Annotated in this window: 25 protein-coding genes and 2 riboswitches; of the genes, 6 read left to right on the forward strand and 19 right to left on the reverse strand. The window is 45.1% G+C overall.

Annotation, left to right across the window (positions count from 1 at the left end; genetic code table 11):
- The 6 genes from liaI to C1T29_RS19520 all read right to left on the reverse strand — a co-directional run bounded on the left by liaI (nucleotide 1) and on the right by C1T29_RS19520 (nucleotide 5,887).
- Nucleotides 1-381 (reverse strand): cell envelope stress-induced membrane anchor protein LiaI, encoded by a 381-nt coding sequence (liaI, locus tag C1T29_RS19495; protein ID WP_103750196.1) that lies wholly within the window; start codon nucleotides 379-381, stop codon nucleotides 1-3.
- 161 nt (nucleotides 382-542) lie between these two features.
- Nucleotides 543-1,811: an MFS transporter gene (locus C1T29_RS19500; protein ID WP_103750197.1), complete on the reverse strand. Its 1,269-nt coding sequence runs from the start codon at nucleotides 1,809-1,811 to the stop codon at nucleotides 543-545.
- Nucleotides 1,812-1,979: 168 nt separating this feature from the next.
- A complete protein-coding gene (locus C1T29_RS19505) occupies nucleotides 1,980-2,567 on the reverse strand; it encodes a cob(I)yrinic acid a,c-diamide adenosyltransferase (RefSeq protein WP_095431872.1) in 588 nt (195 codons plus the stop codon).
- A 23-nt stretch (nucleotides 2,568-2,590) separates the two neighbouring features.
- Nucleotides 2,591-3,919 (reverse strand): ABC transporter ATP-binding protein, encoded by a 1,329-nt coding sequence (locus tag C1T29_RS19510; protein WP_095432024.1) that lies wholly within the window; start codon nucleotides 3,917-3,919, stop codon nucleotides 2,591-2,593.
- Complete coding sequence (locus tag C1T29_RS19515) at nucleotides 3,919-4,980, reverse strand: FecCD family ABC transporter permease (protein WP_095431873.1); 1,062 nt, start codon at nucleotides 4,978-4,980, stop codon at nucleotides 3,919-3,921. The genes C1T29_RS19510 and C1T29_RS19515 overlap by 1 nt, the downstream gene beginning before the upstream one ends.
- A complete protein-coding gene (locus tag C1T29_RS19520) occupies nucleotides 4,943-5,887 on the reverse strand; it encodes an ABC transporter substrate-binding protein (RefSeq protein ID WP_095431874.1) in 945 nt (314 codons plus the stop codon). The genes C1T29_RS19515 and C1T29_RS19520 overlap by 38 nt, the downstream gene beginning before the upstream one ends.
- Before the next feature lie 105 nt (nucleotides 5,888-5,992).
- Nucleotides 5,993-6,133, reverse strand: a riboswitch (cobalamin riboswitch).
- Nucleotides 6,134-6,285: 152 nt separating this feature from the next.
- Between C1T29_RS19520 and C1T29_RS19525 the strand changes: the two genes are divergently transcribed.
- Complete coding sequence (locus C1T29_RS19525; protein WP_095431875.1) at nucleotides 6,286-7,077, forward strand: SDR family NAD(P)-dependent oxidoreductase; 792 nt, start codon at nucleotides 6,286-6,288, stop codon at nucleotides 7,075-7,077.
- 36 nt (nucleotides 7,078-7,113) lie between these two features.
- Here C1T29_RS19525 and C1T29_RS19530 read toward each other — a convergent pair whose 3' ends face one another.
- From C1T29_RS19530 to sigO, 5 genes are all read right to left on the reverse strand, one after another.
- The gene (locus C1T29_RS19530; RefSeq protein ID WP_095431876.1) at nucleotides 7,114-7,992 is read right to left on the reverse strand and encodes an SMP-30/gluconolactonase/LRE family protein; all 879 of its coding nucleotides are present in this window, start codon (nucleotides 7,990-7,992) and stop codon (nucleotides 7,114-7,116) included.
- Nucleotides 7,993-8,063: 71 nt separating this feature from the next.
- Nucleotides 8,064-9,806, reverse strand: a complete 1,743-nt coding sequence (gene yvrG / locus C1T29_RS19535) for a two-component system sensor histidine kinase YvrG (protein ID WP_095431877.1) — start codon at nucleotides 9,804-9,806, stop codon at nucleotides 8,064-8,066.
- Entirely contained in the window at nucleotides 9,803-10,516 is a 714-nt protein-coding gene (gene yvrH, locus C1T29_RS19540; protein WP_041521425.1) for a two-component system response regulator YvrH, read from the reverse strand. Before yvrH ends, yvrG begins: the two co-directional genes overlap by 4 nt.
- Before the next feature lie 151 nt (nucleotides 10,517-10,667).
- Nucleotides 10,668-10,907 carry a sigma-O factor regulator RsoA gene (gene rsoA / locus C1T29_RS19545; RefSeq protein WP_014665355.1) on the reverse strand — a complete coding sequence of 80 codons (240 nt, stop codon included), beginning with the start codon at nucleotides 10,905-10,907 and terminating at the stop codon, nucleotides 10,668-10,670.
- A 3-nt stretch (nucleotides 10,908-10,910) separates the two neighbouring features.
- Nucleotides 10,911-11,441, reverse strand: a complete 531-nt coding sequence (gene sigO / locus C1T29_RS19550; RefSeq protein ID WP_095432025.1) for an RNA polymerase sigma factor SigO — start codon at nucleotides 11,439-11,441, stop codon at nucleotides 10,911-10,913.
- A gap of 201 nt (nucleotides 11,442-11,642) precedes the next feature.
- Here sigO and C1T29_RS19555 point away from each other — a divergent pair, with 201 nt between their 5' ends.
- From C1T29_RS19555 to C1T29_RS19565, 3 genes are all read left to right on the forward strand, one after another.
- Nucleotides 11,643-11,795 carry a YvrJ family protein gene (locus C1T29_RS19555; protein ID WP_003244090.1) on the forward strand — a complete coding sequence of 51 codons (153 nt, stop codon included), beginning with the start codon at nucleotides 11,643-11,645 and terminating at the stop codon, nucleotides 11,793-11,795.
- Between the two features lie 120 nt (nucleotides 11,796-11,915).
- Nucleotides 11,916-13,073, forward strand: a complete 1,158-nt coding sequence (gene oxdC, locus C1T29_RS19560; protein WP_014477958.1) for an oxalate decarboxylase — start codon at nucleotides 11,916-11,918, stop codon at nucleotides 13,071-13,073.
- A gap of 60 nt (nucleotides 13,074-13,133) precedes the next feature.
- Nucleotides 13,134-13,544, forward strand: a complete 411-nt coding sequence (locus C1T29_RS19565) for a regulatory YrvL family protein (RefSeq protein WP_014665358.1) — start codon at nucleotides 13,134-13,136, stop codon at nucleotides 13,542-13,544.
- Between the two features lie 33 nt (nucleotides 13,545-13,577).
- Here C1T29_RS19565 and C1T29_RS19570 read toward each other — a convergent pair whose 3' ends face one another.
- The 6 genes from C1T29_RS19570 to C1T29_RS19595 all read right to left on the reverse strand — a co-directional run bounded on the left by C1T29_RS19570 (nucleotide 13,578) and on the right by C1T29_RS19595 (nucleotide 19,715).
- The gene (locus C1T29_RS19570; RefSeq protein WP_095431878.1) at nucleotides 13,578-14,804 is read right to left on the reverse strand and encodes an ABC transporter permease; all 1,227 of its coding nucleotides are present in this window, start codon (nucleotides 14,802-14,804) and stop codon (nucleotides 13,578-13,580) included.
- A complete protein-coding gene (locus tag C1T29_RS19575; protein ID WP_014480848.1) occupies nucleotides 14,797-15,486 on the reverse strand; it encodes an ABC transporter ATP-binding protein in 690 nt (229 codons plus the stop codon). The genes C1T29_RS19570 and C1T29_RS19575 overlap by 8 nt, the downstream gene beginning before the upstream one ends.
- On the reverse strand, nucleotides 15,470-16,663 hold the full coding sequence (locus C1T29_RS19580) for an efflux RND transporter periplasmic adaptor subunit (protein WP_103750198.1): 1,194 nt from the start codon (nucleotides 16,661-16,663) through the stop codon (nucleotides 15,470-15,472). Before C1T29_RS19580 ends, C1T29_RS19575 begins: the two co-directional genes overlap by 17 nt.
- A gap of 170 nt (nucleotides 16,664-16,833) precedes the next feature.
- On the reverse strand, nucleotides 16,834-17,643 hold the full coding sequence (locus C1T29_RS19585; protein ID WP_103750199.1) for an ABC transporter ATP-binding protein: 810 nt from the start codon (nucleotides 17,641-17,643) through the stop codon (nucleotides 16,834-16,836).
- Between the two features lie 15 nt (nucleotides 17,644-17,658).
- Nucleotides 17,659-18,669 (reverse strand): FecCD family ABC transporter permease, encoded by a 1,011-nt coding sequence (locus C1T29_RS19590; protein WP_069150303.1) that lies wholly within the window; start codon nucleotides 18,667-18,669, stop codon nucleotides 17,659-17,661.
- A complete protein-coding gene (locus C1T29_RS19595) occupies nucleotides 18,669-19,715 on the reverse strand; it encodes a FecCD family ABC transporter permease (protein WP_176465946.1) in 1,047 nt (348 codons plus the stop codon). Before C1T29_RS19595 ends, C1T29_RS19590 begins: the two co-directional genes overlap by 1 nt.
- A 206-nt stretch (nucleotides 19,716-19,921) precedes the next feature.
- On the opposite strand from C1T29_RS19595, the gene C1T29_RS19600 reads away from it, so the two are divergent.
- Nucleotides 19,922-20,869 (forward strand): iron-hydroxamate ABC transporter substrate-binding protein, encoded by a 948-nt coding sequence (locus C1T29_RS19600; RefSeq protein ID WP_103750200.1) that lies wholly within the window; start codon nucleotides 19,922-19,924, stop codon nucleotides 20,867-20,869.
- Nucleotides 20,870-20,921: 52 nt separating this feature from the next.
- On the forward strand, nucleotides 20,922-21,194 hold the full coding sequence (locus C1T29_RS19605) for a hypothetical protein (protein ID WP_071580875.1): 273 nt from the start codon (nucleotides 20,922-20,924) through the stop codon (nucleotides 21,192-21,194).
- Nucleotides 21,195-21,232: 38 nt separating this feature from the next.
- On the opposite strand, the gene C1T29_RS19610 is transcribed toward C1T29_RS19605, so the two are convergent.
- A complete protein-coding gene (locus C1T29_RS19610; protein ID WP_014665367.1) occupies nucleotides 21,233-22,642 on the reverse strand; it encodes an amino acid permease in 1,410 nt (469 codons plus the stop codon).
- 103 nt (nucleotides 22,643-22,745) lie between these two features.
- A riboswitch (Lysine riboswitch) is annotated at nucleotides 22,746-22,925 on the reverse strand.
- Nucleotides 22,926-23,041: 116 nt separating this feature from the next.
- The gene (gene sspJ, locus C1T29_RS19615; protein WP_014665368.1) at nucleotides 23,042-23,182 is read right to left on the reverse strand and encodes a small acid-soluble spore protein SspJ; all 141 of its coding nucleotides are present in this window, start codon (nucleotides 23,180-23,182) and stop codon (nucleotides 23,042-23,044) included.
- Nucleotides 23,183-23,314: the final 132 nt, after the last annotated feature.

The raw sequence follows: 23,314 nt of genomic DNA on the forward strand, positions 1-23,314 counted from the left end.
TTATTTTTTCTTCAAAAATTCTTCCCATTCGTCATCAAAGTGAGATTGGTAGGCAGCCGAAGCCGGTTCAGGATCAAAAGATGATACACCGTTATCAGCTGATCCGTTTTTCATCAGCTTCCAGCCGTAATACACCATAGCGGCTGCCAATGCGATTCCGACGATAAACGGAAGTGAACAGATGAGCATAATGGCTCCGATACCGCCCACGATGATACCCGTGATGGTTTTTCCTGCGGCAAACCTTTTGACTCCTGCGTATGTCATTAAGCTCCCGATGGCGAGCGGGATGATAAAGCCGAAGCTTCCTCCTCCAAAAAAGACGGAGATCCCAAATACAATTAATAAGAATCCGCCTACTGTTTTTTTGTTTATCTTCATGCAGATCCTCCTTTCGTTTTCCTTGTCTTCATCTTATACAAGTTGGCATTTATGCAAAACGAATCAGAGATTGATTTTCATATAAGACCCGAGTCGTATCTCGCACCGGACCCATCGGCACAAAAAAACGCCATGCACGAGGCATGGCGTTTCAAAAGCCTTTACAGATGAACACTTGCTTCCCTTTCTTTAATCAGGTCGGACCTTTCTGCTTTGGCCAGTTTTGTAAACAGCAAAATTCCGATACCCGCAATAATTTCGACAATCCCTCCGGCAGCGATCACTTTTCCTGAGCCGAAAGCATTTGCGGCATATCCGCAAATGACAGCTCCGGCAGGGATCGAAATATTTGAGATCATATGTATAACGGCGTAAACCTGCGGCTGATCCTCACTATCCACAGAGGTCTGGATAATCGTGTACTCAGGAACATTAACAGCACTGACTGCGGCGCCAAAGGTAAACGCGGCGAAAAACACGAGCGGCAAAAAGGTGTTCATCCCGGTAATAAAGAAAGCAAATCCTTCAATAATGCCGGCAGTGACGAAAAGCAGCCCATACCTGTTTACTTTGACTTTCGCCAGCACAAATCCTAATAAAAATGCGCCTGCGGCGGTGGTGGCCTTTAAAAGCGAGTAAACGATCGGCTGGCCGTTTAAATCTTCCGCAACGTATACGGCTGAGAGCGCTTCCCAAGGGGCAGCCGCGAAATTCATAAAAATACAGTAAATAGCGAGCGGATATAAAATCTGATGCTTTCTGACGAGCCTAAAACCGCGTTTCAGTCTTCCGGTATACGTGCCTCTCTGTGTCACAACAGCAGCCTCTGATTGAGACTCAACCGCAGTGTACTTAATAAAAAGAACGAGAAAACCTGACACCAAATAGAGCACAAGTGCGATAAGCATCGTATAAGAAGGGCTGATAAATGTAAGAAAAGCGCCGCATAATGTGACAGCCCCGAGCCGGACAATTTGAGCGGAGGATTGCAGCACAGCGTTTGCTTTTTGAATACCCTGTTCATTTACGATTTGAGGAATTAAAGCGATTGAGGCGGGATTGTAGGCAGCTCCAGTACCAGAATGCACAATCATAAGCGTCATGACAAACCATAGCGGAGAGAAGCCTGCAAAATGACATAGAGGGATAATCAAAACAATTGCTGCCCTTGTCAGATCTGAAAAGTACATCCAAAATTTCAGCGTGCTCTGTTTCATAAATGGCCCTGTCACAGGCGCCAGCACGGCTTCCGGCAAAAAAGTGACAGCAATCAATAAAGCAGTGCCGATCGCACCTTTGCCATCATAAATTAAAAACCATAATATTGAATTAAATGCGAACATATCGCCGGATATCTTGACTATTCTTGAGAAAAACAGATAATTGAAATTTCTCTTCCAGATGCTATCACTTTCAATTAAATTCACCATCCATCAGAGCCCCCCACTGCCTATTTTTTACATCTATTTATTACAATATCTCATTTTTCCATTTTTCAGTCAATAATTCATAAGGTTCATTTTTTGTCGCAAAATGGGAAATTGACAGGGTGAAAAACAAAAAAGCCGGCATGTATATGAACACGCCGGCTCTCACTTTTACTTTTCCGATTCACTGCTGTTTCGGTCCCGAAACACAATAGCGCTTCTTTCATATTCTACATCGCCAATACCGCTTCTTGCATTCACAACCCGTGCAGCGGCAAAGAAATAGTCGGACAGTCGATTGAGATAACGCAGCACTGTTTCATGAATCTCCTCCGATTTCATCAGTGTCACCACTCTTCGTTCTGCCCGCCTTGTAATGGTACGCGCCACATGGAGAAGCGAAGCACCCTTCGATCCGCCTGGAAGAATAAATTTCTTCAGTTCCGGCGTTTCTGCAGTGTAGGCATCAATGCGCGTTTCTAAAAAGGAAACAGATTCTTCCGTTAGCTTATAGTCTTTTCTTTCTGTGACAATTGCCAGATCGCCTCCGCAGTCAAACAGCTCATGCTGGATGGTCAGCAGCTCTGCTGTTAGATCTTCAAAACCGGGCTGCCCAGAAAGCTCTGCCAAAGCAAGCCCGAGAAAGCTGTTAAGCTCGTCAATCGTGCCGTAGCTTTCGACGCGGGGACTATCCTTGTCCGTTCTGCCCCCGATTAAGCCCGTTTGTCCCTTATCGCCTGTTTTTGTATATAGTTTCATACCTGAATCTCCTTTACACAGACTTATTCAAACAGCTCAGCAGCCTCTTTTACACATTCAGCTGTTCTGTTCTTTATCAATTGATTCAGCCGCTGTTCTGTGTTTTCGGATTGCTGAGTTTGGGTCGCGGCGACGAGAATATCACCTGTATCTCGTCTGTCTCCCAGCACTTTCGTCCGTTCTGCTTCGGCAGCCATAAGAGCTTTGATGAAGAATTGATCTGACGCATAGCCATTAATCAAAATCCAAATGGAAAATCCGATCAGAACGCATATGAAAACAGATAACTCTTCATCCTCAAACGTTCGATAAACGAAACGGTCAAGCCTTTCTGAAGATGCGGTCGCACACGTTTCCTCCAGTTGAAAACCGTTCTTTGAAAGATAGGCTGCAAGTCCTTTTATCCGATCTGACTGATCTGGCAGCCGTTTATGGATCAGCGTTCTGCTCCACGAAAACCCTGCACCGATAGGCGTCGAGGATAATGTTCGAAGCGGGATTTCCGTTTGCAGAAGAATATCATCACGCCCCGCTTGGAGCAATGTCTCAAATGGGATAGACTGGCACTTCACGCTGTCTTTTTCAGGCTGAATCACAATCATCGGTTTAGGTGTACTTTGATGAACCAAGGCGGTGACATCTGTATCGTACACCGCCTTTATGCGATGTTCTGTAACAGCATATTCCGGTTTTTGCTTAGGTCCTGCAGTGCCGTTTTTCATAAACATGAGCCCATCACAGTACAGGCTTGCGGTGTTCAAATCATGAAAAACGCTGACAGCTGCCAATCCGCTTTCACTCGTCAAGCGTTTGATCAGATCAAGCAGGTCTTTTTGATAAGCCAGATCGAGAAAATTGGTCGGCTCGTCCAAAAATAAAATACGCGGCTGCTGCGCCAAAGCTTGGGCCAAATACACCCTCTGCTGTTCCCCTCCGCTTAGTTCGCGGACCGGCTTTTGCGCAAAAGCGGCCACTCCTGTTTGCTCCATTGCTTCCTGTACAATGGCTTCATCCTTTTCAGTCTGCTGTCTGAACAGCCCCGTTTGGAATGGATATCTGCCAAAGGCTACAGTTTCTTCGACGGTAAAGGTGAAGGCTTGATCCGTTTTTTGCGGCAGGACGGCCATGATTTGCGCCAGTTCCTTCGGTTTATAGTCCGCCAGCAGTTTTCCGGCCAGATAAAGCCTGCCTTCCTTGGCCGGCAGCGTACCTGTCAGCAAGTGCAAAAGCGTGGTTTTTCCGCTTCCATTAGGGCCAAGAATTCCGAGAAATTCTCCCTTCTCCACTGTTAAGCTGACATTGTTGATTAGGCGGCTGTCGCCATATCCTCCCGACAACCCTTCTGCCTTCATCATAAGCTTCTCCTCCCGCGTTGCTGCCGAATTAAAATAAGAGCGAACACAGGCGCTCCCGCCAAGGACGTAATGATCCCGATCGGCAGTTCAATCGGCTCAATGATCGTTCTGGAAAGCAGATCGGCTAAAACGAGAAACCCTGCCCCGAGCAAGGCGGACAGCGGCAGTAAATGCCGATGGTCCGTTCCCCACAAAAGCCTTGTGATATGCGGAATCACAAGGCCGACAAAGCCAATCGTACCCGATACTGCCACAGCGCTTCCCGTCAAAAGAGATCCGGCTATTAGAATCATCATCTTCCTCTGCTGAACGCTGACTCCAAGAAGCTTTGCTTTATCTTCTCCATATGTCATCACGTTCAGTTCCCTTCCGTTTATAATCAATAAAATGGTTCCCAAAAGAAAAAACGGGAGAAACAAAATAACATAGCTCCAGCCCCTCATTGAGACGCTGCCAAGCAGCCAATGCACAATCGGAAGCAGGTTGTCTCCTGTCAAGGCGATGATAAGAGAAATAAATGCGCCCAAAAAAGAGTTGGTGATGACACCGGTCAAAATGAGGGTGGAAACAGACATCGAAGCATGAACGAGGCGGCTGAAGAAAAGGACCGCCGCCATCGTGGCAAGTGCCGCGGCTACACTCACAACCGGGAGTGTAAACCCTCCGATGACAGGAAGGTGCAGACCTAAGAACAGAGTCACAACAGCTCCGACTGAAGCACCGGATGACACACCTAGCGTATAGGGATCAGCAAGTGGATTTTTCAACAATCCTTGAAAAGCGGCCCCTGCGATAGAAAGAGCCGTCCCCACAAGGGCGGCCAGCACAACTCTCGGCAGTCTGATATTCATCATAATATTAGTGTACATCGGATCATCAGAACCGATAGAGCCGCCGAAGCCTTGATGCCAAAAGACACGAAAAACAGCGGGAATAGGAATATGCAGGCTGCCGCAAGAAATTCCTAAGATGATGCTCACGGCTAAAAATGAGAAACCAATGATATATGCGGCATAACGATTATTCCTTAAACGTATCCGGGTAAATGCTTTCCGCAAGTTCTTCGACCCCTTCGATCAGACGGGGACCGGAACGTGTCACAAGATCAGGGTCCACATCATATACACGATGATGTTTCACAGCATTGATTTCGCTCCAGCCATCGCGTTTTTCCACAGCTTTCGCTTTCACACCGTCCGTTGTAACAATTGCATCAGGATTGAGTTTTACGATCGCCTCGTCTGTCATTTGCACCCAGCCAGTCTGATCCGCCGCTGCGTTTTTAGCATGGATGACATTCAGCATTTCATTCATGAACGTATCTTTTCCGGTTGTATAAATGTCAGGATCGGGAGAAACCTCGATAAATACACTTTTTTCCTCGTCCTTTGAAATGGTTTTCGCTTTTTCTTGAATATCCTTTACATCTGATTTCATGTTTTTCACGAGCTGATCGGCTTGTTTCTCCGCCCCGGCTGCTTCTCCGATCATTTCGATTGATTTGTACACCTCGGAGAATGATTGTGCATCATTGACAGTCAGCACGGTAATGCCCGCGTCCTTCAGCTGTTTAATGGCATCCGCTGATGCTGAAATGGAAGACTCATGGGCCAGAACGAGATCTGGTTTTAGAGAAATGACTTTTTCAACGTTTACATTCATATCTCCGACTTTTTCAACCTTTTTGACTTCCTTTGGATAGGTATCGTTTGTGGTGACACCGACCACTTTGTCACCGAGGCCGAGAGCATATGTAATTTCTGTGTTGCTCGGCATTAATGAAACAATCTTTTTCGGCTCTTTTGTGATGGTTACATCCTGGTTTGACGCATCATCAATGGTGACAGGGAACGCTGCTGTATTTTGTTTTGCCTTGGAATCCTTCTGATCCGCAGAATTGCCGCAGCCTGCCAGCATAACAGCGGCCAGCAGGAGCGCAGTCCATATCCCGGCTCGTTTTTTCATACACTTTTCCTCCTAAAAGAACTAAAAAAAGCATCTCTACGACGGTAAAGATGCTGTAAACAACACAAAAAAGCCTATTGTTTACACATCATCTGTCCTCGCAGAATTCGTGCTGATCAAACAGGCAGGTATCCTGGCTCTTGGCGCTTTGGCCAATTACAGTGGCGGGACCGCACCGGCTTGTACCGGTTTCCCTATTAAGCCGGCTGTTGTCCACGGACCGGCACCTATTTGACATTCGTATCCTTTTTTCGGAGTAATTATACTATATGACTGACAGGCTTGTATATGCGTCCTGAATGACTTTTCCCGTATTGTGTATGGGAGCAAAATCCTCGTAAACACTAAATTTGATCTTGTATACTTAATACCATCATCAATCAAAAGGAATGATTCTTATGAATTTACAGCTAAAAGACAAACTCGTCTTAATCACCGGCTCAACGTCCGGCATCGGGAAAGCCGCCGCAAAAAGCTTTCTGCAAGAGGGTGCGGCAGTCATTGTCAACGGACGCAAACAGGAGACTGTCGATCGCACGGTTGAAGAGCTTTCTGAATACGGAACAGTGCACGGTGCGGCTGCCGATTTGTCAAAGACAGATGAAGCAGCGGCTTTTATTGAAAAAGTAAATGAAATCGGTGACATCGATATCCTTGTCAACAACCTCGGTTTCTTCGAGGTAAAAGACTTTGCCGATGTGACAGATGAAGAGTGGAATCAATATTTCGAAGTGAACGTGATGAGCGCTGTTCGGACAAGCCGGCACTTCCTTCCAAAGATGCTTGCCAAAAACAGCGGCCGCATTTTAAATATTGCAAGTGAAGCAGGCATCAAACCGCTGCCAACGATGATTCCATACTCAATGACAAAAACGGCGCTGATCAGCCTGTCAAGGGGAATGGCTGAAATGACAAAAGGCACGAATGTGACGGTCAACTCAGTGCTTCCGGGGCCTACTTGGACAGAGGGCGTGGCATCCTATATGGAAGGCGCCGCACAAGCAGCCGGCCAGGATACAGATACATTTATCAAAGACTATTTCAAGGTCAATGAGCCGACTTCGCTTATTCAGCGATATGCGACAGCAGAAGAAGTCGCCAACACAATCGTATTCCTCGCGTCTGACGCCGCCTCCGCCATTAACGGCACGGCACAGCGTGTGGAAGGCGGCATTATCCGTTCTCTGTAACATGCAAAAACGCATCCGTCTATCGGATGCGTTTTTTTATACGTCTCCAGCAAATGGTACCGGCTGATATCCGCCTGTTTCCAGTTGTGCTGAAAACAACCCTCCAGCGTGAGGCTGCTCATATCTTTCTTTTTCTGTCATTTGTTCCGTTGCCGTTGTAATGTAAAGGGTTTTTAAGTCTCTGCCGCCAAACGCGCAGCACGTGACATACTTGGCTGGCACGCTGATTGAATTGATTTCTTTTTTCTCAAACGGGTCAATGTGAACAACGCGGCTGCCGCCAAACAGCGCCACCCACAGCATGCCATTTTGGTCGATTGTCATGCCGTCCGGCAATCCGTCTGATTGGTCAAAACGATAGACAGGTTCTGGATTTGAAACATCTCCGCTTTGAGGGTCATAGCTGTAGCGCACAATCTCCTGCGTCGGCGTGTCGATGTAATACATCAAATTCCGCTCGCGGTCCCAATCCAAACCGTTTGAGGTAGAAACTCGATCTTTGATTTTGACAAGACTTCCGTCTAGATTCAAACGGTACAGCGACGCCTGTTTTTGCTCGCCTTCCATGCTCGTCGTCCCCGCCCAAAGCCTTCCGTACGGGTCACATTTAGCATCATTAAATCTCAGGCTCTCATGCATGTCCTTTGGCTGTTTAATTTTCTCCAGGCTGTCATCCCGAAGATGATACAGGTAAAACCCGTCCTTCATCGTCATAATCAGTTCATCCTTTGAATATTTCGCAAGCGCCGTCACAAAGGATTTGAATTTGATTGATCGGTTAATTTTTTCTTCAGGGTCAAAAATGTGGAGCTCGCTCCCCAAGATATCAACCCAATATAAGCGGCCGTTTTCTTCATCCCATAACGGGCCTTCTCCAATCACTGCCCTAGTGTCTGCTTCCAATACTGCATCCATGTGTTACACCTCTTTAGCTTCAGTCTATATATTGTTATTCCCGGCAAAGAGGTGTCCAAACCACTTGATGTTTATTGTTTTTTAAAAAGGATGGTAATGACCGTCCCAATGTCCATTCTGCTGTTCACATGGATCGTTCCGTTATGCAGATGGACAAGCTCCTTGGCAATCGCGAGCCCGAGACCCGTTCCGGCAGTTGAATCTTTTGTGTTCGTCCCTCTGTAGTAACGGTTAAACAAATGGGTAATCGTTTCTTCATCCATTCCTTTCCCATTGTCCTTCACCTTTAAAGAAATATGATTTTTTGTTTGTTCCAGAATGACTTGAATCTCTGTTCCTTTGCCGTTGTGCTTCACGGCATTCCCAAGGAGATTTTCTAATATGCGCCTGAACCACGCTTCATCAAGTGCAAATTCAATATGCTCTTCTTTGGATACAAACGAGATATCATACCCTTCAGAAAACGGATTTTTCTTAAAATCCTCAATGACATTTTTAAAAAACGGGATAAGGCTGGTAAGCCTTCTCTCAATAGGAAGAGCATCATTTTTCAGCCGATACGTTAAATTTAAATCTTCAATCAGCTTGGACATGTATTCAGATTTTTCTCTGACAACCTGCCCCATTTCTTTCACTTCTTCCGGCGACCAGTCATACTGCTTCGACTCGAGCATCATGCTGTAGCCGTAAATGCTGCTGAGCGGTGTTTTTAAGTCATGTGACAAACCGGCAATCCATTCTTCCCTTGTCGCCTGGATTTTTTCCCTGTTTCTTTTATCCCTTCTCAGCGTTTCAGTCAGCTGATCCATTGATTCAAATATCTCACCGAAGAAGCGGTACGGCTGTTTGATTTTCCCCTTTTTATTTTTGCTGACAGGATGGCCTTCCCGGTTTCTGGGTTCCTCAAGCTTCCCTTTTGACAAATTGACCAGCCATCGAATCGTGTGAAAAATCGGCAGCCCGAACCGGAACATATACCAAACGGTCATCCAAATGATATACATGAACAAAACGCCCATAACAAGAAACATCGCTTTTAATACAACCTTCAGGAATGATTTGTTAAACTCCTGATCGGTTACATAGACAGGGTTCGGCACCGTAGCGACCATCCATCTGTCTTTATTGAGAATCTTAACGGAAATTTCCCGCTTATAGTTCCAAGGTTTAGAGCTGTATTTCAGCAGCTCCAGCTGGTTCATCGTTTTTCTTTCGCTTTTTGTGCTGTTGATGCTGTCGAGAATGTTTCCATTGCTGTCTAACAGGTAGATAGCGCCTTTTTTCTGCTTAATATAGTCGATGGTGCTGGACTTATAGTGCGCTAGAGCGTCTATCTTTTGTTCGCGTTTTTCTACGGAAGTCAGGAGCTGTTCACTCTTTGATTTCCAGCCGAACAATAGAAGATACGACTTATCTTCAATATTGATGGCCCAATAATTCAGTTTATAGTTATGAAGCTTTTTGATTTTATAAATAGACAATAGCTCTTTCTTGGTATAGGTGCCCGGCACGTCTTTTGGCACTCCGTAGGAATAATCAGTGTTTCCTTCCGAATCAATGATTTGCATCCAGCCGTGCTGTTTATCGACAGATTTCTTCAGGAAATTATCCACTTCCCATGTCCCGTCTTCGTTTACATCGAGATATGCTTCAAGTGTGTCGGTCGTCGCCTTCGTCAGTCCCGAATTGGATTCCGCATCGCTAAAACGAGCGTCTAAATAGAAAAACGACGCAACAAGCATCACCGTAAGCAGCAGGATCACAATTAGCATCTGCCCGAAAAAGTGAAACAAAAACTTCCATCTTAACCTCATGACCGCTTGCCTTCAGGATTTGGGATAAAACGATAGCCGAGACCTCGAACGGTTACAATATACTCCGGATTGCTCGGATCGCGCTCAATCTTCTCCCTAAGCTTGCGAATATGAACCATGACGGTGTTGTTGTCACCATAGGAAGGGTAGCCCCATACTTTTTCATATATTTGATCCTTGGAAAGCACCACGTTGGGGTGTTCACAAAAATACTGCAAAAGCTGCAGAAGCTGGGCTGAACAAGCAACAGCTTCCCCGCCTACAATCAGCTCGGCATTTTGCGGAGAAAAAGTAAAATAATCATATGTGTAGGTTTGATTTGAACTCGTTTCTTTCGATTGATATGTACGCTTGAGATGCGCTCTGATCCGCGCCGCTAATTCCAGCGGATTAAATGGTTTTGTGATATAATCATCAGCTCCGACCGCAAAGCCCGATAATTTGTCCGCGTCGGATGATCTTGCCGTCAGGAAAAAAATCGGAGCTTCTGAATACTCTCTGATCAGCGTGCAGGCTTCAAAACCGGACATTCCGCCCATCATGACATCCAGCACAATTAAGTCAACCTTATTGGCCTTCACAACAGGAATCGCTTCTTCTGCGCTTGCCGCATCCAGTATATTTCGATAACCTTCTTTTTCGAGAACGCGTTTGATCATGTCCACAATCGCTTTCTCATCGTCTACGATTAAAATTGACGCATTTTCCACTTTTATGTTCCTTTCTGTCACTGTTTTTTTCATCTTATCATTATATCGTTTATTTATGGTACATTTTTGAATACATTGGAGCTTGGCAAATCAAAACAGCAAAAAAGGAGCAAACAAGCGCTCCCTTTTGATGTTTTTTTATATGAAAATATTATGAGTTCTCATCTACCATGTACAAAATAAACTCCCAAAATCCCGGGACATCCTGACACAAAAGCATATCAGCCTTTTCAAACATTTTGATCTTCAGCTCTTGCTCTAAATCTTCTCTTTCTTGATAGGACGTATTGCTGAGTTTTTTTCTGATCATCGGTGAAAAGCATGCAATCAGGTGCTCAATGTCAAAAGTCTCGTCATTTTGTTTCTTTTTTTGTTCAAACTGGCCGTTCACAGCTTACTTTTCCCCCTTTTTTTGCGCCGCTAGCTGCTTTCTGATATTCTCCAGTCCCTTTTTATGAATGTTGGAAATGTTTTGCCGGGACTCCCCTAATGAATCTGCAATCTCCTGCATCGTGGCACCCTGAAGATACACTTTCGTCAGCACGCTTTTTTGTTTGTCAGTCAGATTCTGAATCGCTTGGTAGAGCTGATAATCCTGAACATGCTGACTCAAATCATGCTGCCGGTCTAAAAACTCTTCAAATGCATCGCTTCCTGTTTCGGAAGGAAGTCGATCTCCTGCCTCCGGATGATCAACCGTCAGCGGATACCGTTTTTGATTTTTGCGAACCCGCTTATCAAAATCAATAGAAAAGATGCGAATCATTGAATTCATATACTTGACGATGCGGATTTCTTTATAAAACTGCTTAAATAGCTCGTCCAATGATTTTGCATCTTTTTCGTTAGGGCTTTCCATTACGTTTTTGAACAAACGGTAATGCTGAGGATTGCTCAAAAAATGCTTCACGATGGGATGCTTCATTATCTCCTTACATTTTGACCGTAAAAGACTTTGATAGTCCATCAAACCGCCTCCCTACTAAATTAAATGAAGGAAAGCAAAAAAAAGTAAACTACTACTTTCCGACTAGTGTCTTCCAAAATACTTTGCAGCAGTTTACGTTTTATCGGATTTCCTTCACTTACATACATGACTGCAGAAAAAGAAAGGAGGTATTTTCCTATGGATCAGGTTTTTATAGAGGAAGTCGTAAAACAAATCGGCAATTTGGGATTTCCTGCGCTGATTGCAATGTACCTGCTGACCCGATTTGAAAAGAAGTTTGATCAACTCATAGAACTAATGACAGAACTGAAAGATCATGCAAAAAAATAATTTTCCAATCAAAGTTGACTTTTCACTGATTTTTTTCACTTAACAAAACAGAAGGGAAAACGAAAGGCCTTTCACCTTCTCTTTCTGCTATCACAATTAAATCTAAGGAGGAAACATTTCATGAAAAAACAAAATGACATTCCGCAGCCAATTAGAGGAGACAAAGGAGCAACGGTAAAAATCCCCCGCAATATTGAAAGAGACCGGCAAAACCCTGATATGCTTGTTCCGCCTGAAACCGATCATGGCACCGTCAGCAATATGAAGTTTTCGTTCTCTGACACTCATAACCGATTAGAAAAAGGCGGATATGCCCGTGAAGTGACAGTACGTGAACTGCCGATTTCAGAAAACCTTGCATCTGTAAATATGCGACTGAAGCCAGGCGCCATTCGCGAGCTGCACTGGCATAAAGAAGCAGAATGGGCTTATATGATTTACGGAAGCGCAAGAGTCACAATTGTTGATGAAAAAGGGCGCAGCTTTATTGATGATGTAGGTGAAGGTGACCTTTGGTACTTCCCGTCAGGCCTGCCGCACTCTATCCAAGCGCTGGATGAGGGGGCTGAATTCCTGCTTGTGTTTGACGATGGATCATTCTCAGAAAACAGCACTTTCCAGCTGACAGATTGGCTTGCCCACACTCCAAAAGAAGTGATTGCTGCGAACTTCGGCGTGACAAAAGAAGAGATTGCTAATTTGCCAGGCAAAGAAAAATATATATTTGAAAACCAACTCCCTGGCAGCTTAAAAGATGACATTGTGGAAGGGCCAAACGGCGAAGTTCCTTATCCATTTACTTACCGCCTTCTTGAACAAGAGCCGATTGAATCTGAGGGAGGAAAAGTATACATTGCAGATTCGACAAACTTCAAGGTGTCTAAAACCATCGCATCAGCGCTCGTAACAGTAGAACCCGGCGCCATGAGAGAGCTGCACTGGCATCCGAATACACACGAATGGCAATACTACATCTCCGGTAAAGCAAGAATGACCGTCTTTGCATCTGACGGCCATGCCAGAACGTTTAACTACCAAGCCGGTGATGTCGGATATGTACCATTTGCAATGGGTCATTACGTTGAAAACATTGGGGATGAACCGCTTGTCTTTTTAGAAATCTTCAAAGACGACCATTATGCCGATGTATCTTTAAACCAATGGCTTGCTATGCTTCCTGAAACATTTGTTCAAGCGCACCTTGACTTAGGCAAAGATTTTACTGATGTGCTTTCAAAAGAGAAGCACCCAGTTGTGAAAAAGAAATGCAGTAAATAATAGACTTACAGCTTGCAGAGAGCACTCGTTCTCTGCAAGCCTTCATAAGGAGCTGAACCTGTGAAACATCAAACGTCTTCAAAACTTTTATTGCGGCTCTCCATCAAATACTTGCTGGCCGCAGCAGCAGTGGTGTTGACCTATTTTGCTGTCATCTATATATTATTTTCTTTAGCGGGAACGAGCTATCGCTCAGCAGCTCACGTCCTGCTTTTTGCTGTGTTATTTCTTATCCTTGGGCTATTCCTAGAACCATTTGAACGCCTGATGATACATAGTTTTACATTTTTCAAGACAGACAAACGCTTATTCATTCTCCTAGCAGGCATCGTCCAGCTTCTGTTTTTATGGATGACTGCTCATACAACAGACGAAATGATCAGCGACATCTGGCTGTCTACCACTGAAGAAATGATCATCGCAGCCGTATTTTTGATTTTAGACAAATGCAACTCAGCACTTCCCAGCTAAAAAAAGAACGCATTCCAATTGGATGCGTTCTTTTTATTCATAGCGCAGCGCGTCTACAGGCTGAAGCTTCGATGCCTTGATGGACGGAAGCAAGCCGAAGATAATGCCGACTGCCATTGAAAAGATGAGTGCTCCGACAACAGCTGGAATGGAGACGATAAAAGGCATGGGAAAAATGACCGTCAGCAGCTTGGCGATGCCGAAGCCCGCCAGCACACCGAGTATTCCGCCAATGCTTGTCAGCACGACAGCCTCGGTTAAAAATTGAAATAAAATCACACGCCGCTTAGCACCGAGCGCTTTCTTAATTCCGATTTCTCTCGTGCGCTCCGTTACGGAAACGAGCATAATGTTCATGACGCCGATACCGCCCACCAAAAGTGAAATACTGGCGATTCCGCCAAGCAGCAATGCAAATGACTGATTAAAGGACTCTACTTCCTGCGCGATCTCCTGAAGATCCATTACACTGTACTCTGCTTTCTCCAACTCAGCTTCTGACAGTCCCTGATTTAAAAGATCCGCAGCCATTACACCCGCTTCTTGGATATGCTCAGAAGAGTCAGCCTGCACGGCAATCTGGGTTGGCGCGTCAAATCCTTCAATAAGCGGCCACACTTTTTTCGGCACGTACAAAACCGGATTTGCATATTCGCCTTCAAACATGCTTTCCTGCTGATTTTTTTCTTTAAAAACACCGACGACCTTAAACGGCACACCATTCATTTCAATGCTTTTATGCAGAGCGTCTCCTTCTGGAAACAGTTCATCTCTGACAGCTTCATTGATCATCACCACTTGGTGAGTGGTGTTTAATTCGTTTTCCGCCAGCTTTCTCCCTTCGGTTATTCGGATTGGGAACATATCGAAGTAATCATCGTCCACTCCGTACACTTGGGGATACGAAACGTTTGTTAAATGAAAAACGCTTGCGCCTTCTGACATGTAATATAAGGATAATCCTTTAACAATAGGATCAGATTTGATCTCCTTTACTGTATCTTCCGCTACAGGCGGCGCGGATGTATACGATACCTGAGGGCCGCCCTCCTCTTCACCGCCAGACGGCTGGTAGACAACGTTGATCGCGTTGTTTCCCATGCCGATCATACTTTGCTTTAATTGCTCACTTTGGCCCTTTAGCATTGAAACAATCGCGATGATTGCCGCTATGCCGATGATCACGCCGAGCATTGTCAGAATGGATCTTAATTTATGAGAGAAAATGGATTGAAAGGAGATTCGAATATGTTCAAGCATGGCTGATATCCCCTCTCTCATCTAATACCAACTCTCCGTCTCTGATAAAAACGGTTCTGTCAGCTTTTTTGGCGACGTCCGGGTCGTGGGTTATCATAATAATGGTCTTGCCTTCCCGATGAAGTTCGGAAAACAGTGACAAAATTTGTTCACTTGATTTGGTATCAAGCGCCCCGGTCGGTTCATCAGCTAAAATAAACCTCGGCTGATTGACAAGGGCTCTCGCTATCGCCACCCGCTGCTTTTGACCGCCGGACAGCTTAGGTGGTTTGTAGGAGACCCTGTCTTTTAATCCGACCTTTTCCAGCGCTTCATATGCCCGTTGCCTTCTCTCTTTTTTCTTCACTTTATTGTAAATCATCGGCAGCTCAACATTTTGCAGCGCGGTGAGACGCGGCAGCAAATGAAAAGTTTGAAACACAAACCCAATTGATTCGTTGCGAATTTCGGCTAAAGCTCCGTCTTTCCCTTTCAATATATCGATCTGATCAAGCGTATATGTTCCCGAGGTTGGCCTATCCAAACAGCCGATAATATTCATTAACGTTGACTTTCCAGAACCGGAAGGCCCCATAATAGCCAAAAACTCCCCTGCCTGGACGGTCAGATTGATATGTTTCAAGATTGGAACTTCTTCTTTTCCCAGCTTGTACGATTTCGAAATATTATTCAGTGTCAGCATTGACTGTAACCTGCTTTCCTTCCTTGACCGCGGGATCAGGGTAGATTACATAATCTTCCGGCGTCAGGCCGCTCTTAATTTCCACCATGTCATTTTCATCAGTCTCGCCGATTTCAACAGGCTGCTTAACCGCTTTCTGCTTCTCATCAGCTTTCCACACATACGGTTCGCCGTCATCCTGAATGACCATGTCGGACGGCAGCTTGATCGTATCCGCATCAGCATCATCACTCACCACTTCGATGTTGACATGATAGCCGACTTCAAGACCTTTATGGCTGTCTAATAAAATGGTGAAAGGATAGTTAGAGGACTGAGGATTCATTTCTTCATCAGAAAAGCTTTCTGATTCTTCACCCTCGCCTGCTCCCGCTGGAAGCTTGCCAATCGAGGTGACCTTTCCTTTCCACTCGCCCTCACCGCCTGTTTTCAGTGTGACCTTGACTTTGCTGCCTTTTTTGATCGTGTCCATTAACAGCTCGTTGATTTGACTCTTGACTAGATATTTGCCTGTCGAAACAATCTGGATATACGGGCCTGTTGCCTGGTCGCCTGTTGCCCCGTCAGCGATATCCTGATTGACACTTTGGACGATTCCGTCATGTTTGCTTGTAATGACATTGGAACCTTTGTTTTTCGTCAGGCCAGCCAGTTCTTTTTGATGCTGTTTCAGTTCGAGCTGGCTTGTTTTCAAATCGAAATTGGCTTGGTCAATTTCATCTTGAAGCTGGGCTTTCTCTTCTTTCCCTGCCGCTTTCAGCTTCTTTTCCGTTTCTGTTATTGATTTTTGCAAACGGTTGATTTGCAGATTTGTCATTTCAATTTGCAAATTGGCCTGCTCAATTTCATCAGAGTGATCCTCACCCTCATACTCAAAAAGCTTATCGCCCTTTTTAACCTGATCGCCTTCTTTGACGTATGTTTTTTTAATACTGCCTTTTTCTGAATCTATGTATACTTTCTGCTGTTTTTCAGGTTCAACCTTTCCAGAAAACGTTTGGCCTGATTCTGAATCTCCTCCCATGTATACCGCGACCGATTCAGCATAGGGCTCCGATGATACGGCAATTTGGTTCATGTGAGTAAAAAAGTAAAAACCGCCGGCGCCGATCCCAGCCAGTACAAGCACACCAGCACATATCGCGCCGCCAATAAGCCATTTTTTCTTCTTGGACACAACGATCTCCTCTTTCTGTAAACATTGTAATATTTTCGAAACATTCTAACCAATATTATCTATTAATTCAAAAAGACTTGCAATCTTTTTATTGAAATGACGGAATCAAATAGAAAAATTGTATTTTCGCGGCGAATAAAAAAAATCCCGGCTTCGAACCGGGATTTTTCTTACACAGAAACAAGCTCTTTTTCATTTTTAATCAGATCATAGGTCAAGCATACAGGTTTATTTGTACGGGGGTCAGTCACGATTTCAGCATCAATCTGAAATACTTGCTGCAAAATATCCGGTGTCATGACCTCAAGTGCAGTACCTTCCTTGATGACCGTGCCTTTTTTGAGCGCGATCATATAATGGGAAAAACGAGCTGCGTGGTTAAGGTCATGAATGACCATTAAAATTGTCCGCCCCTGCTCTTTGTTGAGTCTGTCAAGCAGCTGCAGAATTTCGAGCTGGTGTGCAAGATCAAGATACGTCGTAGGTTCATCCAGCAGCAGCAGCTCCGTCCCTTGCGCAAGCGCCATGGCAATCCACACGCGTTGACGCTGTCCGCCTGACAATGCCTCAATCGGCCGTTCAGTAAATTCAGCCATGCCTGTTTCTTCAAGCGCCCATTTGATAATCCGGCGGTCTTCGTCATTTAATCTGCCGAATCCTGATTGATGCGGAAACCTGCCGTACGACACCAATTCGTGCACCGTTAGGCCGCTCGGCGCTTCAGGTGTCTGTGGCAGAATCGCCATATCTTTCGCAATGTCTTTTGTAGACATTTTATGAATCGCTTTGCCGTTTAAATAGACGGCCCCTGCATGCGAACGCATAATTCTGGACATTGTTTTTAAAATCGTTGATTTCCCGCAGCCGTTCGGGCCAATTAAGGTGGTAATTTTCCCTTTAGGAATCGATATATTTAAATCCTTTACAATCACCCTGTCGCCATAACCGATTCCAAGCTGTTCCGTTGATAATGAATTCATATTCGGCCCCCTCCTCTAATTCGCTTTCATCAATAAATAAATAAAGTAAGGCGCACCTAGCACGGAAATGACAAGTCCGACCGGAATTTCTGATGGTGCCAATACATTTCTCGCCATTGTATCAGCGAGCAAAAACAGGAATGCGCCGATGAGGGCGGAGACCGGTATCAGCGTCTGGTGACGCGGACCGGTCAGCCTTCTAGCCACATGAGGCGCGATCAATCCGAGAAACGCGATGCCTCCCGCAGCTGCCACACATGAAGCGGCAAGAGTGACGGCTGCCAGAAGAAGAATCCGTCTCTCCCTTTCAACAGGAGTGCCCAGTCCGGTCGCTAGTTGGTCTCCTAGCTGCAATATGTTCAAATAGCGTGCCTTATATAAAGTAAATGGTAGCAAGATCACAATCCAAGGAAGGATCGCCCAGATCATATTCCAGTTCGCCCCCCATATTGAGCCGGATATCCAAACCGCGGCTTGCATAAAATCATGAGGGTCCATCTTGAGCTGAAAAATCAGCAACAGGGCGTTGAATCCGGCATTTACCCCGATGCCGACTAAAATCAGCCGAATCGGTGTGACGCCCTTTTTCCATGCCAGAAGATAAATGAGAAACGCAGCGAGGATTGCTCCTGCCAAAGCACTGAACGGCAGCATAAATGTTCCGAAAAAGCTGAGATCTGAAGCTGATCCTTGAAAAAAGTATATAAAAAGCACAACGGCAAGTGAGCCGCCGGCGTTAATTCCGAGAATACCAGGCTCAGCAAGATCATTTTGAGACACGCTTTGCAAAATGGCGCCAGCAACGGCGATCCCTGCTCCAACAAGCAAGGAAAGGATGATCCGGGGCAGCCTGAACTCAAATAAAACAAGTTCATCACGCGCTGTCCCTTGGCCGAAAAAGACCTGAAGCGTTTTAAGCGGTGCAATTTTGATAACACCCAAATTGAGACTGATAAAAAAGACCAGCACGATGAGCATAAGGGTCACAGCCATTACGGCGAGCGATTTTCTTGTTGTTGTTTTCATTACAGCCCTCTCCTTTCACGACGTGCCAAATAAAAGAAAAAGGGAACGCCGATGAGAGAAGTCAGTGCGCCGACAGGCGTTTCAAAGGGTGCGTTTATGAGTCTCGCCGCTATGTCAGCAAAAACAAGCAAGACAGCACCGAGCACCGCCGAGCAGGGAATGATCCACCGATAATCCACACCGACCAAAAACCGGGTAATATGCGGAATGATCAGCCCGATAAATGCGATGGTGCCGGCTATGGAAACCGCAGCTCCGGTCAAAATCACTACGATAAGCATGCCAACCAGTTTCACCGTTGATGTATATTGTCCTAGCCCTTTTGCCAGATCGTCACCAAGACTTAACACTGTCACAGACCGGGCGATGAAAAACGCCAGCGTTAAACCGACAGCCCCTGCAATAAGCAAAAGCTGGACCCCTGACCATTTCACACCCGCTACCCCGCCTGCGTACCAAAAGCTGATATCCTGAGCCACATCAAAGCGGATCGCAATGGCGGTTGAAATTCCGGTAAAGAAATAAGTAACTGCCGTACCCGCCAGAGCAAGCTTTACAGGCGTAAGCCCGCCCCTTGAAAACATGCCGATGCCCATTACCGTCGATGCACCCAGTCCCGCTCCCGCAAAGGACCATAGCACAAGCCCCATTGCAGAAAGTCCGGGAAAAAAGGCAAACGCAATCGAAACCGCAAACGTAGAGCCTGATGTCACACCCATAATCGAAGGCTCTGCCAAAGGGTTTCTCGTCATCCCCTGCATGATCGCTCCCGACACTGCCAACAATGCGCCTACAAGTGCGGCAGCCGCCGTTCTCGGCAGCCGAAGATCATGTATAATTTGGTGAGTTGTCTTTGTCGGCTGATAATGAAAAATGGCGTCCCATACAGTGCGCAAATGAATATCCGCTGCACCGAGGGATATGGATAAAAGGGCGCCAAGGCAAAGCAGGCATAGACCTGCAATAAGGACGATAACCGCGCCATATGTCCTTGACGTCCATTGGATTTCTTCTGATGCAGTCTGTATATTTTTATGTTGACTCAACTGCCGTACTTCCTTTCTGATACTGATAATGATTATCAATTGCTGTTTCAGTATATCACTTTTTTCAACAGATTTAATAGCGTGTTTTGAACAAAAATGAAAATGCATTTGCAAAAATATCGTGTCAACCGGCACTTGCAGTGGTATAATCACAGTTGATAATGATTCTCTTTTTCATCTATTTTTTTAGAAAGAAGGTATGAGATATGTCCCATATATACAAGAAACTCGGAGTCGCGTTTTTTGCCCTGTTATTGATTACAGCGCTGGCAGCCTGCGGGAATAACTCAGAAAGCAAAGGCTCTGCCTCTGATTCAAAAGACGCAGAAACCTTTACATACAAGGCTGAAAACGGGAATGTAAAAATCCCCAAGCATCCTAAACGGGTGGTTGTCATGGCTGACGGCTACTACGGCTACTTCAAAACACTTGGCATCAACGTTGTCGGTGCACCTGAGAACGTATTTAAAAACCCTTACTACAAAGGAAAAACTGCCGGCGTCGAAAACATCGGAGACGGCACTTCGGTTGAAAAGGTCATTGATTTAAACCCTGACCTGATTATCGTCTGGACAACACAGGGTGCTGATATTAAAAAGCTTGAAAAAATCGCGCCGACTGTCGCAGTAAAATACGATAAGCTCGACAACATCGAACAGCTGAAAGAATTTGCAAAAATGACAGGAACTGAAGATAAAGCTGAAAAATGGCTGTCCGAGTGGGATAAAAAAGTTGCGGCAGCTAAAACAAAAATCAAAAAAGCGGTCGGTGACAAAACCATTTCCATTATGCAAACGAACGGAAAAGACATTTACGTATTCGGTAAAGACTTTGGAAGAGGCGGAAGCATTATTTACAAAGACCTCGGCCTGCAGGCTACAAAGCTGACAAAAGAAAAAGCCATTGACCAGGGACCTGGTTATACAAGTATTTCATTAGAAAAGCTTCCTGACTTCGCCGGAGATTATATTTTCGCAGGTCCATGGCAATCAGGCGGTGATGATGGCGGCGTATTTGACAGCTCCATTTGGAAGAAACTGAACGCCGTTAAAAATGGCCATGTCTATAAGATTGATCCGATTGGCTTCTATTTCACCGATCCGATTTCATTAGAAGGCCAACTGAAGTTTATTACGGAAAGCTTAACAAAATAAACAGAAGAGCCGGACAGGCGGCTCTTTTTTCATGCAATAAAGGGAGCGGCTCATGTTGAACCACATCGGATATTTTTTTACTCAATTCATATTAAGCTGTATCATCATCGCAATCAGTTTTTTTAACGGGTTTTATATCGGAAAACCTTTTTCAGATGTGTTTCTTGTTTTTATCTTAGTGCTTATTCTGTTTGGTTTGCTGGAGAGGCTGAAAAACCGTTTTTTGCAAATACGATTATCCGTAAAGGTTTTTCTTTCTATTTCAGCTTTCCTGTCAGCTGTTTTAACAATCGGGTTGCTAACAGGAGAAATTGCATTTCAATAAAAAAAGACACCTGACAAAACAAATCAGGTGTCTTTTCATTATGCTTGTTTTTCTTTTTGAAACTTCTTATTCACAAATGGATAAACAATCAAGCCGACAAAGAATAAACCGATGCCGAGAATAAATGTCGTTAAATCTGCTGTGCCTGTTACAATAACAAACACGGAGTATGCACACGCCAGTATCGCGATCAATCCGTCTCTTACACGGGAGCCTTTCAGTTGGTCATACGTTTCACCTTTGATGACTAGCTTCAAGCTGTAGATTGCAGATACCAGATACGGAATTAAATATGCGAGTGTCGCCGCTGTCGTTAAAAATGTAAATGCGTCACTTATTGTCCGGGAAATAACGGAGAAAATGAAGACCTGTGACATGACGTTTGTAATAATGAGTGCAATGACCGGACTTCCCTTTTTATTCGTTTTTGCAAAAACTGCCGGGAAATCTCCTGCTTTAGCGGCTTGGTATGGCACCTCAGAGCCAAGCAAAATCCAGCCGAGCATCGTTCCGAATAAACAAAGGATAGCCAAAAGCGCCATAATCACGCTTCCCGCGTTTCCAACAATCGCATAGAGTACATCAACGAATGGTTTTTCTGAGCCGACAAGCTTATCATGCGGCAGAACACCCATCGTAATTAAAGTCACTATAATATAAATGCTCAAAGCAATCAGCAAGCCGGTAATCGTCGCACGTTTCACATCACGTTGAGAACGCGCACGGCCGGACAGGATCACCGCGGATTCAATTCCGACAAACGCCCACAGTGTAGAAATCGCGGCGTTATGAACCTGGCCGCCAATCCCAATGCTTGTGCCGTTTTCTCCTTGGACCGGGAAATAAAAATGACCGAATAATGTCGTTTGAAACACAAATAAACCGGCAACGATAAAGAAGACAAAACCTAATACTTTAGAAAGCGTTGTGACAAAGTTCAATTTACTTGCACCGTTAATGCTGGCAACAAGAATCGTGTGCGTTCCCCATAACAAGATCGTACATACGGCAAACGTCAGCAATTGGCCGAGCGTCACCTCTTGCCCGCCGATCGAAAACATTTCACGTTTGTCAACCAAGATCGGGAAGAACGAAGTCAAGTATCCAGCGAGACTTGTGATGATCGCCACGTTGCTGATCCAGCTCGCCACCCAGTAGCCCCACACCATTGTGAAACCGGCAGCGTTGCCTTTCTTCGGATCGGAAAACAGCGCTCTGGCATAACTTTGCGGACCCGCTGTCAGTTCAGGCTTGCGAATGGACAAGTGCCCGAACACAAGCGCAATCATCAACACGCCGGCACCTGTCAAAAGCCAGGCGGACGTAGCGCCAAACGGACTTGCGATTGAAGCAAGCGAGCTCGGCAAGGAGAAAATTCCTGATCCAACCATATTTCCAACGACAAACGCCGTTAATAACCAAAAACCCCATTTTTTTGTCTGTTCCATTCCAGTACCTCCATGATTCTTTGTACGGACCAGACCCCGAGATCATATAAACGCAAAAAAAGCCTGAACAAAAGTCCATGCTTAAAGAAACACACACCCTTGATCTCCGGATAGCCCTCCGCGAAAAAGCACGCGGCAGTCCTGCACTTATTCAGATACAGTCCCAGCATAGAGAAGGATCGGCTTTCTCCACACTTCGGCGCTGATGCCTTTTACACATGTTTAACAGCTCCTGTCAGCCTAGCATGTGTGACTCATCATCCGCGCAACCTCTACCTCACTGAGAAAGAGTGAGGATTTAATTATTCAGTTACTCCCAGAAGGTTATCAAAGAAAGGATGATCTGTCAAAGGGAACAGATGGAAAATACGGATAGAGTCAAGCCCTATCCGCATGTGATTATCGATTATTTTTCTTTTTTTGCACAGCTTCTTGAAGCGGATCATCTTTTAGAGCTGAACCTGCATCTTCAAGAGCTCCTTGGATTACGCTTTTTTCTTTTTCGGAACGTTTTCCTTTATCTTTATTAAAGAAACCCATTCGTATCACCTCTTTTTAAAAATAGGTACATGTTTAAGATGCCTTTTTCCTGAAAAATTATGCGGGAAATTTTTTATCGTCCAAAGTCCTGTTGATCAAACATACATTCTCTTGATATATTTGTAATTCAGA

The sequence above is a fragment of the Bacillus sp. MBGLi79 genome (genome assembly GCF_002953915.1).